We start from the raw sequence: 16,314 nt of genomic DNA, 5'->3' as shown, positions 1-16,314 counted from the left end.
CCGGCCCATGACAGAAGTCCTGGTCCGGGCCCTGCGCCCCACCGATCCCGCGGACACGTCCGCGTTCGCGGCGGTCCGCCGTGCCTGTGTGCCCGCCATGCTCGCCACGTCCGCGTCCGTGGCGTTCGACGCGGCGCACGCGCATCCCGACGCGCACTACCTCCAGTTGGTCGCGGAGGTGGACGGCGAGGTGGTCGGCACCGCGCAGACCGGCATCGCGTACGACAGCCCGGAGCCGGGCCAGAGTTTCGCCAACGTCTACGTCCACCCCGGGCGCCGGGGCGTGGGCGCGGGCTCGCTCCTGGTCCGCACGGCGGAGGAGTACCTGGCGGGCAAGGGCGCGACGACGCTGTACTCCTGGGTCCTCGACAGCGAGGAGAACCGCGCGTTCGCCGCGCGCCGCGGCTATCGCGCGAGCCGGTCCGCGCACTTCCTCCGCCTGGACCTGGCGAACGGCGAACTGCCGCCCCTGGCAGCGGTTCCGGCCGGTGTGGAACTGCGCAGCGGCGCCGATTTCGCCGCCGACCCGCGCCCGCTGTTCGACCTGGACGCGGAGACGGCCGCGGACGAACCGAGCGACGTACCGGCGGAGTTCACCGACTACGAGCACTGGCTCGCGGAGACCTGGCGCCACCCCCTGGTCGACCAGGAGCTGACGACGGTGGCGCTGGTGGACGGGCAGCTCGCGGCGTTCAGCCTGGCGCGCACGGACGACGCGTCACGGTACGCGAGCGGGATGACGGGCACGGCGCGGGCGCACCGCGGGCGTGGGCTCGCCAAGCTGGCGAAGAACGACTCGCTGCACCGGGCGCGGGCCGCCGGGTGCACGGAGGCGTTCACCGGCAACGACGCGGGCAACGGGCCGATGCTCGCGATCAACAAGTGGTTCGGCTACGAGATCTGTGACACGGAGGTACGTCATGTCCGCGCCCTCGGCTGAGCCGACGCCCGCCCCTGACGTGGAGGTCGTGCTGCGCAAGGCGGGTCGCACGAAGATCCGCTATCCGGCGCGGCTCCTCGCGGACGACGGCACCCGCGTCACGGTGCGGGCGCCCTGGGCGGGCGCGGGCGTACGGGACTTCGGTTTCGTGCGCTTCGAGCCCGGCGACGTGTTCGTCGAGCACTTCTGGCGCGACCGCTGGTACGCCGTGAAGGAGGTGTACGCGGCGGACGGCACGCTCAAGGGCTGGTACTGCGACGTGACCCGCCCCGCCGTGCGCGAGGGCGCCGTCCTCACCGTGGAGGACCTCGACCTGGACCTCTGGTGCTCGGCGGACGGCACCACGATCCTCCGCCTGGACGAGGACGAGTTCGCCGCGAGCTCCCTCCCCGCCACGGACCCGCCCGCGGCAGCGGCGGCCCTGGCGGCCCTGGACGACCTGGAACAACTGGCCAAGGCGGGCGGCCACTTCCCCAGGACGGCCTGACCGCGGACCTCACGCGTCCGCGTCGGGCAGCGCCACCAGCTCCACCTCGTACCCCTGCGTGTCCTCCAGGTACGCGGCGCACTGTGCCTCTCCCCCGGCGTGCGGATACCGCTCCGCGTACAGCTGGGACCAGCCGTGGCCCGGGGCGAGCGCGACCAGCCGGTCGAGCTCGGCCCGGCCGCCCACGTGGAAGGCCAGATGGTTCATCCCGGGGGCGCGGCGTTCGTGCGGGCCGGGGCGGAGGTCGGGCGACTCCTCGATGACGAGGTACGCGTCGCCGCGCCGCCAGCTGCGGCCCCGCTCCCAGACCTGTTCGCGGACGTGCCCCAACTCCCCGAGCAGCCAGCCCCAGGAGGCCTCCGCTGCCTTCAGGTCGGGCACCCACAGCTCCACGTGGTGCAGGGTGCCCGGGAGCGGCGGGCGGGCGCCGTCGTGCGCCGCCGTCCCCACCACCACGTACCTCTCGTCCGCCACGCTCCTCCCCCACAGCCGCGCGTCCCCCGACAGGCGCTCCGCGTGGGTGTGCGGGAACAGGGGGGCCAGGGAGCGTATGAGGTGGGGGGCGGGGATGCCGACGGGGCTGGTGGTGCCCCAGACGCCCTCGATGAGGACGAGGCGGCCGCCGGGGCGGAGGAGGGTGTGCCAGTGGCGCAGGGCGGCGTCCGGGGCGGGGAGGGCCCACAGGACGTGGCGGGCCAGGATCGCGTCGAAGCGGTGGTCCCCGACGGGGGGTCGGGCCACGTCGCCCACGAGGACGCGGGCGTCGTGGGCCGTGAGTTTCGCGCGGGCCCGCTTCGCCATCTCCGGGGAGAGGTCGACCGCGGTGACGCGGTGTCCCTGTTCGGCGGCGAGGAGTGACAGGCTGCCCGTGCCGCAGCCCGCGTCCAGGATCTCGCCCGGGGTGTCAGGCAGCCAGTCGGCGAGGCGGTCGGCCCAGGCCGCGCGCACCAGCGGGTCGCGCAGGCCGTGGTCCGGCTCGTCGTCGAACACGGCGGCCCGCGCGTCCCAGTCCGCGATGACCTGCGCTTCTTCCGCGCCGGCGCGTCCGTCGTCTCTCGCGTGATGGCCCACGTCAAAGCTCATGTGCCGAGCGTGACACGCGCCACTGACAGTCGGCCCGCGATGAGAAACGCTCCCCGGACTGGTCTACCGCTGTGTCATCGAGCTCTTCGGTGGGTACGGCACGACGAGGTAGGCAGGGAGGCCGTCATGCGCCGAGTGACCGTGCACAAGACCGTCGAGAAGTCCGCCGCGCGCCGCGCGAGGGCGAGCCGGGAATCCCGTGAGGGCGCCCAGCGGCTGCCCCGGGAGCGCCCCGAGGTCCGCAGAGACGTCCTGCGCGTCTGGTGGCCCACCGAGTAGCCGGGGGGGGACGGCAGCTTCAGTCCGTGAGCCGCTTGCGGTAGTGGAAGCGGTCGTAGATTCCTTCTACGCGCCGCTCCACGAATTCGTATCCGTACCGGGGATAGATCTTCTGGTTCTCCCACATCATCGCGTTGGTGTAGAGCCGGATCTCGGGCAGCGCGAGGGCGCGCGCGTGTGCGTCCACGAAGGCGAGGAGGCGGCCGCCGAGGCCCTGGCCCGCCGCGTCGGGGCGGACGGCGATGTTGTCCAGGTAGAGGTGGTCCTCGTGGGCGTACACCACCACCAGGCCGACGACGGCGCCCTCCGCGTCCTCGGTGACGTGCACCCGCCCCGCCGCCACGTTCGCGGCGTGGTCCGACTCCATGGGGGCGGGCACCCGGCCTATGCGCTCGATGTAGTGGTGGTACGCCGCGTCGGTGACCGCCTTCACGGCGGGCACGTCGGTGGCTTCGGCGAGACGGATGCCGGTGAAGGCGCCTTCGGTGGTCGTGTCGGTCATCAGCTCACGGTACGACGGGAGTTCCGCAGGCCGCGCGCCAGTTTCCGCAGCAGCGGCCAGAGCACCATCAGCGCGACGACGGCGTACACGGACACCGAGAACGGCGTGTCCACCAGGCCGCTGACGCTGCCGTCGCTGATCTGCAGGGCGCGGCGCAGCTGTTGCTCGGCGTTGGGGCCGAGGATGACGCCGATGACGGCGGGCAGGACGGGCAGTCCGTAGCGCCGCATGCCGAACCCGATCAGGCCGATGATCAGCAGGACGACCAGGTCGAGCGCCTCACCGCCGACCGCGTACGCGCCGACGGCCGCGAAGAACAGGATGCCCGCGTAGAGGTAGGGCCGCGGGACGCGCAGGAGCTTCGCCCACACGGGTGCCAGCGGCAGGTTCAGGGCCAGGAGCAGCACCATGCCGACGAAGAGGGACGCGATCAGGCCCCAGACCAGCTCGGACTCGCGCTCGAAGAGGAGCGGGCCCGGCTGGATGCCGTACTGCTGGAAGGCGGCGAGCATGACGGCGGCGACGGCGGTGGTGGGCAGGCCGAGCGTCAGCATCGACACGAGGGTGCCCGCGGCCGAGGCGGAGGACGCGGACTCCGGTCCCGCGACGCCCTCGATGGCGCCCTTGCCCCACTCGTCCTTGTGCTTGGACAGGCGCTTCTCGGTGACGTAGGAGAGGAAGGTGGGGATCTCGGCGCCGCCCGCGGGGATCGCGCCGAACGGGAAGCCGATGAGGGGGCCGCGCAGCCAGGACTTCCAGGTGCGCTTGACGTCCTGCCTGCCGAGCCAGGGGCGGCCGACGGGGATCGCCCGGCCGCTGGTGCGGCGCAGGTGGGCCGCCACCCACAGGGCCTCGCCGATCGCGAAGAGCCCCACGGCGACGATCACCACGTCGATGCCGTCGGCGAGTTGGAGCGAGCCGAAGGTGAGGCGCTGCTGGCCGGTCATCTGGTCGAGGCCGACCAGGCCGAGGGTGAGGCCGATCAGGAGGGAGGCGAGGCCGCGGATGCGGGACGAGCCGAGCACCGACGTCACCGCGATGAACGCGAGGACCATGAGGGCGAAGTAGTCGGGCGCGCCGATGTCCACGGCCAGGTCGGCGACCTTCGGGGCCAGCGCGACCAGGAGGACCGTGCCGATCATGCCGCCCGCGAAGTGGCCGATGGCGGCTGCGGCCAGGGCCTGGGCGCCGCGCCCGGACTTGGCCATGGGGTTGCCCTCCATGGCGGCGACGACGGCGGCGCTCTCGCCGGGGGTGTTCAGCAGGATCGAGGTCGTCGAACCGCCGAACATGGCGCCGTAGTAGATGCCCGCGAACATGATGAACGCGCCCGTGGGTTCGAGCCCGTAGGTGACGGGGAGCAGCAGCGCCACGGCCATGGCGGGGCCGATGCCGGGCAGGACGCCGATGGCCGTGCCGAGGAGCACGCCGACGGCGGCCCACAGGAGGTTGATGGGGGTGAGGGCGGTGCCGAAGCCGTCCATCAGGGAGCTGAAGGCGTTCATGTCACAGCACTCCCATCAGGGGGCCGCCGGGCAGCGGCACTCCGAGCAGGTTGTTGAAGAGGGCGTAGGTGGCGAGGGACAGGCCCGCCGCGATGAGCGGGTCGCGGTGGACCGCGCGGCTGCCGAGCGCGTAGGCGGCGCCCCAGAAGAGGAGTGCTCCGGCGACGGGGAAGCCGACGGGTTCGATGAGGACGGCGGTGGCGAGGAAGACCCCGGCGAGCAGCAGGACGGTGCGCCAGTCGGCGGGTTCGGACACGTCGATGGCGTCACTGCCCTCGCCGCCCTCGGTCTCTCCCGCCCGCCGCCCGACCACCGCCCCGGCAGGACGCGCTTCGCGCGGCACCCCTGACCCGCCGCGCAGCACGTCGACGGCCAGCAGGACGGAGACGACGAGCAGTCCGACGCCGACGGCGACGGGCACGGTGCGGGGGCCGACGGGGCCGCGCTGGGTGAGGGCGACGTCCATGGTGAGGGCGTCGGTGAGGACGACGGTGCCGAGGGCGAGCAGCAGGACGCAGACGCCGAGTTCGGAGTGTTCCCGCAGCCAGGCGCGGCGGGTGGCGGTCCGCTCGGCGGGTGGTTCGGTGGTCGTCACAGCCCCAGCTCCTTCAGTACGGACACCACGCGTCTGTCCTGCGCGTCGAGGAAGTCGCCGAACTCGTCGCCGGTGAGGAAGGCGTCGTCCCAGCCGTTCTTCGCCAGGGACGCGCGCCATTCCTTGGATTCGTGCAGCTTGCGGATCAGACCGGTGAGCTTGTCGCGTTCGGCGTCGGAGAGGCCGGGCGGGGCGACGATGCCGCGCCAGTTGGTGAAGTTCACGTCGTAGCCGGACTCCTTGAGGGTGGGTCCGTCGAGGCCCTCGACCCGCTTCGGTCCGGTGACGGCGAGCAGCCGCAGCTCGCCGGACTTGATCTGGTCCAGGTACTCCCCGACGCCCGAGACCCCGAAGGCGACCTTGTTGCCGAGGATGGAGGCGAGGAGTTCGCCGCCGCCGTCGAACGGCACGTAGTTGACGTCCTTGGGCGGGATCCCGGCGGCGCGGGCCATCAGCATGGGGGCGATGTGGTCGGGCCCGCCGGGCGAGGAGCCGCCGCCGACGGGCAGCTTGCCGGGCTTGTCCTTCCAGGCGTCGACGAGTTGTCCGATGGTCTTGTACGGGGAGTTCTTCGAGACCACGACGACGTCCTGCTCCTCGGTGAGGCGGGCGATCGGGGTGGTGTCGGCGAGGGTCTTGGGCGCGTGGTTGGAGCGGGCGGCGCCGACGACGCCGAGGCCCATGGACATGGCGAGCTTGCCGTTGCCGTGCTCGCTCACGAGGCGGCTCAGGCCGACGGTGCCGCCGGCTCCGGGCAGGTTGAACACCTCGATGTTGTGGGTGAGTCCGGCGTCCTCGGCGTTCTTGGCGGCGGTGCGGGCGGTGATGTCGTAGCCACCGCCCGGGGTGTTGGGGACCATGAGGCGCAGGCCGGGGATCTTGGTGCCGGTGTCGTCGCCGCTGCCCGTGGTGAGCAGCGGCGGCCCCACGAGGACGAGGAGCGCGGACCCGAGCAGGGCGAGGGGGACGCGTAGTCGTCTGGGGGTGCGGAGTCGCACGGGGTGCCACCACCTGTCTGACCGGATACGTGTGTGAAGTGGCCCACATGTTGCCCACGCGTTAAGAAGCTGTCTCTCTTCCGGAATCAACGGACGTTGTGGTCCTTGTGGTCACGCTCGTAACCTGCGGCGACGACGAGGGGCGAGGGGGCCCGGCGATGACGAGAGTGCTGGTCGTCGACGACGACTTCATGGTCGCCAAGCTGCACGGCCGGTACGTCGCCACGGTGGACGGCTTCACGGTGGTGGGAGTGGCGCACAGCGGCGCTCAGGCGCTGCGGGCTGTGGAGCGGCTGCGGCCCGACCTGGTCCTGCTCGACGTGTATCTGCCGGACATGGACGGCATCGCGGTGCTGCGGGAGCTGCGGGCGGCGGAGGAGCGGGACGCCGGGCGGGCGCCGGTGGACGTCCTGTTCATCACGGCCGCGCGGGACGCGGAGGTGGTCAGGGCCGCGCTGCGCGCCGGGGCCCTGCACTATCTGATCAAGCCCTTCAACCAGGCGGCCCTGCACGAGCAGTTGCGGCACGTCGCGGCCCTGCGCGCCCGCCTCGACGGCCTGGCCGAGGCCCGCCAGGAGGACGTCGACCAGATCTTCGGCCCCCGCCCGCCCGGCTCCCGCGAACTCCCCAAGGGCCTCGCCCCGCACACCGCGGACCTGGTGGAACACACCCTGCGCGGCCACCCCGCCGGCCTCTCCGCCACGGAGTGCGCCGAGGCGGGCTCCCTCTCCCGCGTCAGCGCCCGCCGCTACCTGGAGTACTTCGCGGACACCGGCCGCGCGGAGGTGACCCTCAGGTACGGCGGGGCGGGGCGGCCGGAGCGGAGGTATCGGTGGGTGGGGTGAGGCCGGCGCCGCGACGGCATCCCGGGCGGGTGACCTGAGGGGAGGCTGAGGGGGTCCTTAACGGCGGCATAAGGATCGCCTCCAGCCCGTCCCAGCAGGCGAATTCGGGGATCTCGGCGGCTAGCTTGCTGATCGCCGCGAGGTTCGCGCCCCGCCCGTCGAGGGGGTGCGCGGCCCGCCCGCCCCCACCTGTTCGCCGCCCTAGGAGAGATCCCCCATGACCGCAGCTCGCAAGGTCGCCGCCATCGCCGCCGCGGGTGTCGCGCCGCTCGCCCTGACCGTGTTCGCCGCGGCGCCCGCCACCGCGCACGGGTCGATGACGGACCCGGTGAGCCGGGTGTCCGCCTGCTTCCAGGAGGGGCCGGAGGCGCCGAAGTCGGCCGCGTGCAAGGCGCTCGTGGCGGCCGGCGGGACGCAGGCCCTGTACGACTGGAACGGCGTCAACATCGCCAACGCCGCGGGCAAGTCGAAGGAGATCATCCCGGACGGGAAGCTGTGCAGCGCCGGGAACGACAAGTACAAGGGGCTCGACCTGCCGCGCGCCGACTGGCCGTCCTCCAGGCTCACCGCCGGCACCCACACCTTCAAGTACCGGGCCACCGCCCCGCACCGGGGCTCCTTCGAGCTGTACGTCACCAAGGACTCGTACGACCCGAAGAAGCCCCTGAAGTGGTCGGACCTGGAGGCGAAGCCCTTCGCGAAGGTCACCGACCCGAAGCTGGAGAACGGCAGTTACGTCTTCCAGGGGAAGGTGCCCGCCAAGTCCGGCCGCCACCTGGTCTACTCGATCTGGCAGCGCTCCGACTCCCCCGAGGCCTTCTACACCTGCTCCGACGTGGTGTTCGGCGGCAAGGGCAGCGGCGGTTCGGGCGCCGGGGCCGCCGCGCCCGTCGCCGCCGCGCCCTCCGAGAAGGACATAGCCGACGGCGCGGACAAGTCGTCCGTGGAGCACCGCGGCCACGGCGACAACGACGCGAGGACCGGGCCGGAGGTCACGGAGGCGGAGCCCGTGAAGGACGCGGGGGACGCCGATGCCACCGGTGAGGGCGGCGCGGCGGCCGCGCCCGGTACGTCCGGCAATCAGCCCGAGGTGAAGGGCGCCGCGGGCAAGCCCGTCGCCGCCGACGAGAACCTCGCCGAGACCGGCGGCGACAGCACCACTGCGTACATCGCGGCCGGCGGCGCCGCGGTGCTCGCGCTCGGCGCGGCCGCGATGTTCGCGACGACCCGCCGTCGCGCGGCCACCGGCGGACGTCACGGCCGCTGACCGGGTGCTCCCGGCTGGGCGGAGGTCATCCGGGGCCAGGGAGAGGTGAGGGCCGTCGGCACCCCGGACGCGGGGCGCCGGCGGCCCTTCGCCGACCGCTGCCGCGGCTACGACAGGCAGGTGGTCGGCTTCGCGTGGGCCGGGTCGAGGGCGTTGGCCACTTCGTGGTGGGCGACCCGGTCCAGGATGCCCACCGCCACGTGCTCGGAGAGGTCCACCGCGCAGAGGTCCTGCACGACGACGTTGCGCACGTCGGGGCCGTTCAGGAACTGCGAGCGGTAGGGGGTGACGACCTCGTCGTACTTCGTGGCGATGACGGTGTAGCGCACGCCGGGCACGGTGTCGCCGCCCGCGTTCAGCTCGGTGAGGAACTTCGAACCGGCGATCTGGTCGGCGAGTGCGGGGGTGGCCGCCGACAGCAGGTCCTCCGCGCCCGGGAAGAAGGGCAAGAGCTTGGTCAGGCCGAGCAGGGTCGTGCCGTGGTTGTCGGGCGCGAGGCCGATCAGGGCGTTCACCTTCTCGGCGCCGCCGAGGAACTTCAGGTAGTGGCGGGGCATCATGCCGCCCTGGGAGTGCCCGACGATGTCGACCTCCTTGGCGTCCGTCGCCTTCAGCACCTTGTCGACGTAGTCGTCGAGCTGTTCGGCCGACTTGTCGATCGGGCCGAGCCCGTGGAAGAAGGGCACGCCGGGCAACTGGCCGTAGTCCAGCGAGAAGACGCAGTAGCCGCGCTTGACCAAGTAGGGCGCGAGAACGAGCCAGTTGTCCACGGAGTTGCCGAAGGTGCCGTGGGCGAGGACGACCGGGCGGGGGTGGGCGGCGGACGGCTCGCAGTCGTAGTCGTTCCAGCCGCTCGACACGGCGACGGTGGTGCGTGAGGGGGCGGATTCGGCGGCCGTGGCGGTGGGGGTGAGCGTGGCGGCGCCCGCGAGGACCAGGGCGGCGGTGAGCGCGCGCAGCGCTCGTCTCCAGGGCAGCATCGGGTGATCTCCTTGCGGCTCAAGGGAGTGCGAGGACTGGGTAACGATCGCCCTGTGACCCGGGACACGAGGTTGACGTGGTCACGCTAAATTACGAGCCGGTAGTGCAAGTGTGAAGTTACGCGCGGGTAAAATCGCGGATGGATCCAGCGATCACTGGCACGGTCGACCACCGACGCCATGCACGGTCGGCCATCGGGACCCTTCACGATCGGCCACCGGCACCCTTCACGGTCAGCCACCTGCCACCCTTCAGGCGTCCGCCACCCGCAGCCCGGCCAGGCCCGCCAACGCCGGTGCGAGTTCAAGCAGTTGGATACCGCTGATGGTCGCCCCGCGCAGCCCTTCGAGCCCCGAGGCGATGCCGAGGGCCGCCGCCCCGCTCAGGTCGGCCCGGTCCACGGTGACGCCGTCGAAGCGGACGCGCTCCAGCGTCGTACCGGGGAAGGCGACCCCATTGAGGCGCGCGCCGCCGAAGTCGACGTCGCGCAGCAGGCAGTCCACGAAGACGACATCGCGCAGCTCGGCCGCGCGCAGGTTGACCGAGTCGAACTTGCAGCGGTGGAACACCACGCGGCGGAGGCGGGCGCCGTACAGCTCCACCCCGGCGAGCAGCCCCGCGCCCGACTCGCAGTCCGTCCACTGGGTCTCGGCGAGGTCGGTGCCCACCCAACGGGTCTGCCACGTCCAGACGTCGGTGAAGCGGACCCGGCGGTACCGCCCGCCCTCGACGGCCACCGAGGAGAAGGCGCACTCCAGGAAGGTGGTGCCGCCGCCGTCCAGATCGGCGAAGTCGCCCCCGTCGAAGTGCACGGACTCATGATCGCCGTCCCGCCCGAGCTCCCCGTCGAACACTTCGAGGCGGTGGGCAAACGGGAGGTCGGCGAGGCTGCGGGGAGCGGGGGTGGCGGGGTGCGGGGTCGCGGGCATGACGGGTCCTCTCCGAAGGCCGGGGGGGGAGCTGAGGGGTGGGATGCCGTTCGTTGTATCGCACCGGGGTGGCGACGACCCCATCGGGCACCGCCGGACACCTGTCGCCGCCACCCGAGCCGTCGCGGCGAGACGCCGGTCGAGGGCAGCAGGGCGTCCAGGCCCGCGTCGGCGGCCGCCCCGGAGCCCGCACCCCGCCCCCTGCGGCCTACGGGCGGCAGCAACCGCAGGCGTCCGCCCCGGCGTCGACGGACGGCGCCACCGCGGCGGACGGCGCCACCGCGCCCGGCGCGCAACACCCCTTGCCCCGCCACGCCTCGCGCCCCTCCTTGACCGCGATGACGGCGATGACCAGGGCGGCGACCGGGTCGGCCCAGGACCAGCCGAGGGTGGCGTTGAGGAGCAGGCCGAGCAGGAGGACGGCGGACAGGTAGGTGCACAGCAGGGTCTGCTTGGAGTCCGCGACCGCGCTCGCGGAGCCCAGCTCGCGCCCGGTGCGGCGCTGGGCGGCGGACAGGAACGGCATGACCGCCAGGGACAGGGCGGCGATGACGATGCCGGGGATCGAGCGCTCCGCCTCCCCGGTGCCGGTCAGCGCGCGGACGGCGTCGACGCCGACGTACGCGGCGAGCGCGAAGAAGGAGACCGCGATGATCCGCAGGGCGCGCTGTTCGCGCGCTTCCCGCACCGCGTGCTCGCGGGCGGAGAACTGCCAGGCGACCGCGGCGGCGGAGGAGACCTCGATGACGGAGTCGAGGCCGAAGCCGATCAGGGCGGTGGAGGAGGCGAGGGACCCGGCGGTGAGGGCGACGACCGCCTCGATGACGTTATAGGTGATCGTGGCCGCGACCAGCAGGCGTATCCGGCGGGCGAGCAGGTCCCGGCGGGCCGGGGAGCGGCCCGGGGACATCGGTGTCCCGGCGGCCATCAGCAGCAGCCCTTCTCCTCGGCGTCCGGGCAGGCGCGGTCGGTCTCCACGGCCACCACGGCGGCGCGCAGGTCGTCGAGGGCGTGACCGAGGCGCTCGTCCGCCAGCTCGTACCGGGTGCGGCGGCCGTCGGGGGCGGTGACGACCAGGCCGCAGTCGCGCAGGCACGCCAGATGGTTGGACAGGCGGGTGCGGGAGACGCCGAGCGCGTCGGCGAGGTCGGCGGGGTAGGCGGGGGCGTCGCGCAGGGCGAGCAGGATGCGGCAGCGGATCGGGTCGGCGAGCGCCCGGCCGAACCGGGCGAGGACCGCGATGTCGGAGGCGACGGTCAGCACGGCACAACAGTACACACAATCCTGAATTCAGGTAACCGTGAACTCCAAGGCGCGCACCCCGAATCGCTTATCGAACGAACGTGCGAACATTGAGTTAGAGTGCTGTACGAGGCCGAGCGAGCCGGACGACACAGAGGGGGGTCATGGGAACCAGGAGGTGTGCATGTCGTTTACGCACCTCCGTGCGGCGAGTGGCTACTCGCTGCGGTACGGGGCCAGCCACCCGCACACGCTGGCGGAACGGGCCGCCGAGCGCGGGCTCGACGCCCTGGCGCTGACCGACCGGGACTCGCTCGCGGGCGCGGTGCGCTTCGCCAAGGCCTGCGCGCGGGCCGGGATCCGGCCGCTGTTCGGAGTCGACCTGGCGGTGCCCGGCGTACCGGCGCCGGGAGCGGCACCGGCCGGGCGGCGACGCGCCCCCGCCAGGGGCGGCGCGTTCGTGACCGAGGCGCCGCTGCGCGCGGTGTTCCTGGCCCGGGACGCGCGCGGCTGGGCCGAGCTGTGCCGCCTGGTGACGGCGGCCGCGGCGGACCCGGACCAGGGCATCGCCTGGGAGGACCTGACCTGCGCGGAGGACGAGGCGTTCGTGCTGCTCGGGGCGGACTCCGAGGTGGGGCGGGCGCTCGCGGCGGGGCGGCCGGACCGGGCCGCGGCGCTGCTCGGCCCGTGGCGCGAGCGGTTCGGCAGGGCACTGCGCGTGGAGGTGGCCTGGCACGGGCGGTCCGGCACCGGGCCCGGCTCGCTGCGCCTCGCCGCGCGGATGGCGGGGTTCGCCGCCGAGCAGCAGGTGGAGACGGTGCTGAGCAACGCCGTGCGCTACGCCGATCCGCGCCAGGGCGAGGTCGCCGACATCCTGGACTCCGCCCGCCTCCTCGTCCCGGTCGACGACCGGGACGCGTCCCGGCTCGACAGCGGGCAGCGGTGGCTCAAGGACGCCGGGGAGATGGAGCGGATCGCCGGGCGGATCGCCGAGGCCACGGGCGGCCGGGGCGCGGACGCCCGGCGGCTGCTCGCGGCGACCGAGGAGACGGCCGCGGCCTGCGCGGTCGACCCCGGCGAGGCGTTCGGGCTCGGGCAGCTGAACCTCCCGGAGTCCGAACTGGTCGGCGCCCGCGCCGAGTTGGTCGACAAGGTCCTGGCGGACCGGTGCGCGGCGGGCATGATGCGCCGCGGCTACCACCGGGAGGTGCGGCGCTGGGACCGCCTGGAGGACGAGCTGCGGATCATCGCCGGGCACGGCTTCGCCGGGTACTTCCTGACCGTCGCCGAGGTGGCGGCGCAGGCGCAGCACCTCGGCATCCGGGTCGCGGCCCGCGGCTCGGGCGTGGGCTCACTGGTCACCCACCTCCTCGGGATCAGCCCGGTGGACCCGGTGGCGCACGGTCTGCTGATGGAGCGGTTCCTGTCCGCGCGCCGTTCCGCGCTGCCCGACATCGACCTGGACGTGGAGTCGGCGCGGCGCCTGGAGGTCTACCAGGCGGTGAGGAAACGTTTCGGCGCTGACCGGGTGGCGACGCTCGCGGTGTACAAGACGTACCGGGCGCGCGGCGCGATCGAGGACGTGGCGCGGGCCCGCGGCATGGACCCCGACCAGGCCGCCCGCCTCGCCAAGGCGTTCCCGCACATCCGGGCGAAGGACGTGCGGGCGGCCCTCGCCGAGCTGCCGGAGCTGCGCGAGGTCGCCGCCGAGGACCACGGCCGGCTGTGGGAGCTGGTGGAGGCGCTCGACGGGCTGCCGCACGAGGCGGCCATGCACCCCTGCGGCCTCCTGGTCTCCAACGCGGGGCTGCTGCGGCGCACCCCGGTGGCGCCGACCACCGTGGAGAACATCGCCATGTCCCAGTTCGACAAGGAGGACATCGAGGACACCGGGCATCCGAAGATCGACGTCATCGGCGTCCGCATGCAGTCGGCCCTCGCGCACGCGGTCGCCGAGATCGAGCGGGTCACCGGCGAGCGCCTGGACCTGGACGACCCCGCGCAGGTGCCGCCGGGCGACCCGGCCACGTACGACATGATCACGTCCGGGGACACCCTCGGCACCTTCCAGCTGGAGAGCCCCGGACAGCGCGAGCTGGTCCGGAACCTGCGGCCGCGGTCCTTCGACGACCTGACCCTCGACATCAGCCTGTTCCGTCCCGGACCGGTCGCGGCCAACATGGTGGAGCCGCTGATCAAGGCCCGCGACGGCCGGAACGGGACCCGTTACGCGCACCCCGACCTGAAGCCGATCCTGGCCCAGACCGAGGGACAGGTGGTCTTCCACGAGCAGGTCATCGCCATCATGGCGACGATGACCGGCTGCGACCGGGGCATGGCGGACGAGGCGCGCCGCGCCCTGTCCGACCCCGAGCGGCAGGGCCGGGTGCGGGCCTGGTTCGCCGGCCAGGCCCGCACCCGCGGCTATCCGGTGCAGGCCGTCCGGGACGTGTGGGACATCCTGGAGGGCTTCGGCAGCTTCGGCTTCGCCAAGGCGCACGCCGCGGCCTTCGCGCAGCCCGCCTACCAGTCGAGCTGGCTCAAGGCCCACCGGATGGCGGCCCTGCTCGCCGGGCTGCTCACGCACGACCCGGGGATGTACCACAAGCGCGTCCTGGCCGCGGACGCCCGTCGGCACGGGGTGCCGCTGCTGCTGCCCGACGTCAACCACTCCCAGGCCGCACACACAATCGAACTGGTGTCCGGGAAGTGGGGGGTGCGGATCGGGCTTTCGCAGGTCCGCGGCATCACCGAGGCCGAGAGCGGACGCATCACCGCCGGGCAGCCCTACACCTCCCTGGAGGACTTCTGGCAGCGCGCCCGGCCCAGCCGCCCGCTGGCCGAACGGCTCGCGCAGGTCGGCGCCCTGGACGCCTTCGGCGCGCGGCGCGAACTCCTCCTGAAGATCTCCGAGTTGCACCGGTCGGGGCGCGGCCGGGGCTCCGCCACGGGACAGCTGCCGATGGCTGACGGCGACGGTGGCGCCGTCGAGCCGGGCGGCACCGCCGCCGCGCTCACCGGCCTGCCCGCCATGGACGGCTCCGAGCAGCTCGCCGCCGAACTGGACGTGCTCGGCATGGACGTCTCCCGCCACCTCCTCGAGGACCACCGCTCCCTGCTGGCCGACATCGGCGCGACGCCCGCCGCCGCCCTGCCCGGCCTCCGGCACGGCGCCACGGTGCTGGTCGCCGGGATCAAGGTCGCCACCCAGACGCCGCCGATCCGCTCCGGCAAGCGCGTCGTCTTCGCCACCCTCGACGACCCCACAGGACTGTCCGACCTGGCGTTCTTCGAGGACAGCCACGCGGCTTGCGCCCATACGGTCTTCCACAGCAACCTGCTCCTGGTCCGCGGGACGCTGACCCGCCGCCCGCCGCGCGCCTTCAGCATCACCGGCACCGCCGCCTGGGACCTGGCCGAGCTGATCGAACTGCACCGGGACGGCGGCCCCGCCGCGGTCGCGGACCGGCTCGCCCGCCCCACGGCCCCCGCGCGCCGGTCCGGAACGCGCCGCACCATCACCCAGCCGACCGGCTACGCCCTGCACCCCTGGGCCGACCTCAAGCCCCCGGGAACCCCGGCCGCCCTCACCGCTCTCGACGGAAGGACCTTCCACCATGCGAGTCCCGGCAGCGCGGGGTGACCGACGATGATCCTCTACCTCCACTTCGGCGACCCGCAGCCCGAGCCGACGTACCGCCAGCTCATCGACACGCTGACCGAGTTCACCCCCATGGTCCAGGCGCTGCCCCCCGAAGCGGCACTCGCCGACGTGTCCGGGAGCGTGCGGTACTTCCACCGCGACGCCGCCGCCCTCGCGGCCCTGATCCGGATGCGGACGGCCGCGGTCTTCGGCCTCGACGTGACCGTCGGCGTCGGCCCGAACCCGCTCCTCGCCCAACTCGCCGCCCACCGCGGCGCCCCCGGTGCCGTCCGCGCCGTCCCCGACGACCCCGGGGCCATCACCGCGTTCCTCACCGGGCTGCCCGCCGCCGCGCTGCCCGGGGTCGGCCCGGCGACGGTCCGCACCCTGGCCTCCTACGGCCTGGTCACCGCCGACCGGATCGCCGCCACTCCCCTGCTCACGCTCCAACGCATCCTGGGCACGGCGGCCGGGCGGCAGCTCCACCAGCGCGCGGCCGGCGTCGATCCCACCCGGGTCGCCCCCGGCGCCCCGCCCCGCACCTTCAGCGCCGAGCACCGCTTCGCCCGCGACGAGCTCGACCCGGACCGGCAGCGCGGCGCCCTGGCCCACCTCACCGAACACCTCGGCACCCGGCTGCGCGGCGAGCAGCAGGCCTGCCGCCGCCTGACCCTGACCGTCCAGTACGCCGACCGCGGCGGGCGCTCGTCGATCACCCGCAGCCGCACCCTGCCCGAACCCACCGCGCACAGCCCTCGGCTCCGGGCGGCGGCACACGCGTTGCACGCGGCACTGGGGCTGCAGCGCGCCCGGGTCCGCGCCCTCGCGCTGCGCGCGAGCGACCTGTGCGACGCGGGGGCGGCGACCCGGCAGCTGACCTTCGGGGCCGAGGACGACAAGGCCCGCCGCATCGAGGCCGCGGCCGATCGGGCCCGGGCGCGCTTCGGTCCGGGCGTGGTGCGGCCCGCCAGCACCGCGGGGCTGCGGTGACCTTTCCCGTACGGCCTTCCGGCGTGGC

16 protein-coding genes are annotated in these 16,314 nt (G+C 73.6%); 7 read left to right on the top strand and 9 right to left on the bottom strand.

Annotated features, from left to right (window positions below):
• The first annotated feature begins 7 nt into the window (after positions 1-7).
• Positions 8-940, top strand: coding sequence for a GNAT family N-acetyltransferase (locus tag QUY26_RS32000; RefSeq protein WP_289952833.1), 933 nt, complete (start codon positions 8-10; stop codon positions 938-940).
• Positions 921-1,427, top strand: a complete 507-nt coding sequence (locus tag QUY26_RS31995; RefSeq protein WP_289952831.1) for a DUF402 domain-containing protein — start codon at positions 921-923, stop codon at positions 1,425-1,427. Before QUY26_RS32000 ends, QUY26_RS31995 begins: the two co-directional genes overlap by 20 nt.
• A gap of 9 nt (positions 1,428-1,436) precedes the next feature.
• On the opposite strand, the gene QUY26_RS31990 is transcribed toward QUY26_RS31995, so the two are convergent.
• Positions 1,437-2,510 (bottom strand): methyltransferase domain-containing protein, encoded by a 1,074-nt coding sequence (locus tag QUY26_RS31990; protein WP_289952830.1) that lies wholly within the window; start codon positions 2,508-2,510, stop codon positions 1,437-1,439.
• Between the two features lie 126 nt (positions 2,511-2,636).
• Between QUY26_RS31990 and QUY26_RS31985 the strand changes: the two genes are divergently transcribed.
• Complete coding sequence (locus QUY26_RS31985; RefSeq protein WP_289952829.1) at positions 2,637-2,789, top strand: hypothetical protein; 153 nt, start codon at positions 2,637-2,639, stop codon at positions 2,787-2,789.
• A 19-nt stretch (positions 2,790-2,808) separates the two neighbouring features.
• Here QUY26_RS31985 and QUY26_RS31980 read toward each other — a convergent pair whose 3' ends face one another.
• Genes QUY26_RS31980 through QUY26_RS31965 form a run of 4 tightly spaced genes read right to left on the bottom strand, consistent with a single transcriptional unit; the run spans position 2,809 to position 6,389 of the window.
• A complete protein-coding gene (locus QUY26_RS31980) occupies positions 2,809-3,291 on the bottom strand; it encodes a GNAT family N-acetyltransferase (protein ID WP_289952828.1) in 483 nt (160 codons plus the stop codon).
• On the bottom strand, positions 3,291-4,796 hold the full coding sequence (locus QUY26_RS31975) for a tripartite tricarboxylate transporter permease (RefSeq protein ID WP_289952827.1): 1,506 nt from the start codon (positions 4,794-4,796) through the stop codon (positions 3,291-3,293). Before QUY26_RS31975 ends, QUY26_RS31980 begins: the two co-directional genes overlap by 1 nt.
• A 1-nt stretch (position 4,797) precedes the next feature.
• Entirely contained in the window at positions 4,798-5,391 is a 594-nt protein-coding gene (locus QUY26_RS31970) for a tripartite tricarboxylate transporter TctB family protein (RefSeq protein ID WP_289952826.1), read from the bottom strand.
• Positions 5,388-6,389: a Bug family tripartite tricarboxylate transporter substrate binding protein gene (locus tag QUY26_RS31965; RefSeq protein ID WP_289952825.1), complete on the bottom strand. Its 1,002-nt coding sequence runs from the start codon at positions 6,387-6,389 to the stop codon at positions 5,388-5,390. The genes QUY26_RS31970 and QUY26_RS31965 overlap by 4 nt, the downstream gene beginning before the upstream one ends.
• A gap of 158 nt (positions 6,390-6,547) precedes the next feature.
• On the opposite strand from QUY26_RS31965, the gene QUY26_RS31960 reads away from it, so the two are divergent.
• Positions 6,548-7,234, top strand: a complete 687-nt coding sequence (locus QUY26_RS31960; RefSeq protein ID WP_289952824.1) for a response regulator — start codon at positions 6,548-6,550, stop codon at positions 7,232-7,234.
• A 217-nt stretch (positions 7,235-7,451) separates the two neighbouring features.
• The gene (locus QUY26_RS31955; protein ID WP_289952823.1) at positions 7,452-8,501 is read left to right on the top strand and encodes a lytic polysaccharide monooxygenase auxiliary activity family 9 protein; all 1,050 of its coding nucleotides are present in this window, start codon (positions 7,452-7,454) and stop codon (positions 8,499-8,501) included.
• Between the two features lie 107 nt (positions 8,502-8,608).
• Here the strand turns inward: QUY26_RS31955 and QUY26_RS31950 are convergent, their stop codons facing one another.
• From QUY26_RS31950 to QUY26_RS31935, 4 genes are all read right to left on the bottom strand, one after another.
• Positions 8,609-9,481, bottom strand: coding sequence for an esterase/lipase family protein (locus QUY26_RS31950; protein ID WP_289952822.1), 873 nt, complete (start codon positions 9,479-9,481; stop codon positions 8,609-8,611).
• Positions 9,482-9,733: 252 nt separating this feature from the next.
• Positions 9,734-10,411, bottom strand: a complete 678-nt coding sequence (locus QUY26_RS31945; RefSeq protein WP_289952821.1) for a pentapeptide repeat-containing protein — start codon at positions 10,409-10,411, stop codon at positions 9,734-9,736.
• A gap of 208 nt (positions 10,412-10,619) precedes the next feature.
• On the bottom strand, positions 10,620-11,339 hold the full coding sequence (locus QUY26_RS31940) for a cation transporter (protein ID WP_289952820.1): 720 nt from the start codon (positions 11,337-11,339) through the stop codon (positions 10,620-10,622).
• A complete protein-coding gene (locus QUY26_RS31935; protein ID WP_289952819.1) occupies positions 11,339-11,674 on the bottom strand; it encodes an ArsR/SmtB family transcription factor in 336 nt (111 codons plus the stop codon). The genes QUY26_RS31940 and QUY26_RS31935 overlap by 1 nt, the downstream gene beginning before the upstream one ends.
• Before the next feature lie 163 nt (positions 11,675-11,837).
• Between QUY26_RS31935 and QUY26_RS31930 the strand changes: the two genes are divergently transcribed.
• On the top strand, positions 11,838-15,296 hold the full coding sequence (locus tag QUY26_RS31930; RefSeq protein ID WP_289952818.1) for a DNA polymerase III subunit alpha: 3,459 nt from the start codon (positions 11,838-11,840) through the stop codon (positions 15,294-15,296).
• 6 nt (positions 15,297-15,302) lie between these two features.
• Positions 15,303-16,286 (top strand): DNA polymerase Y family protein, encoded by a 984-nt coding sequence (locus QUY26_RS31925; protein ID WP_289952815.1) that lies wholly within the window; start codon positions 15,303-15,305, stop codon positions 16,284-16,286.
• The last annotated feature ends 28 nt before the right edge of the window (positions 16,287-16,314 follow it).

The sequence above is a fragment of the Streptomyces flavofungini genome (assembly GCF_030388665.1).
In the GTDB taxonomy this organism is placed as follows: Bacteria; Actinomycetota; Actinomycetes; order Streptomycetales; family Streptomycetaceae; genus Streptomyces; species Streptomyces flavofungini_A.
This window is presented reverse-complemented; position numbering and strand designations above follow the sequence as displayed.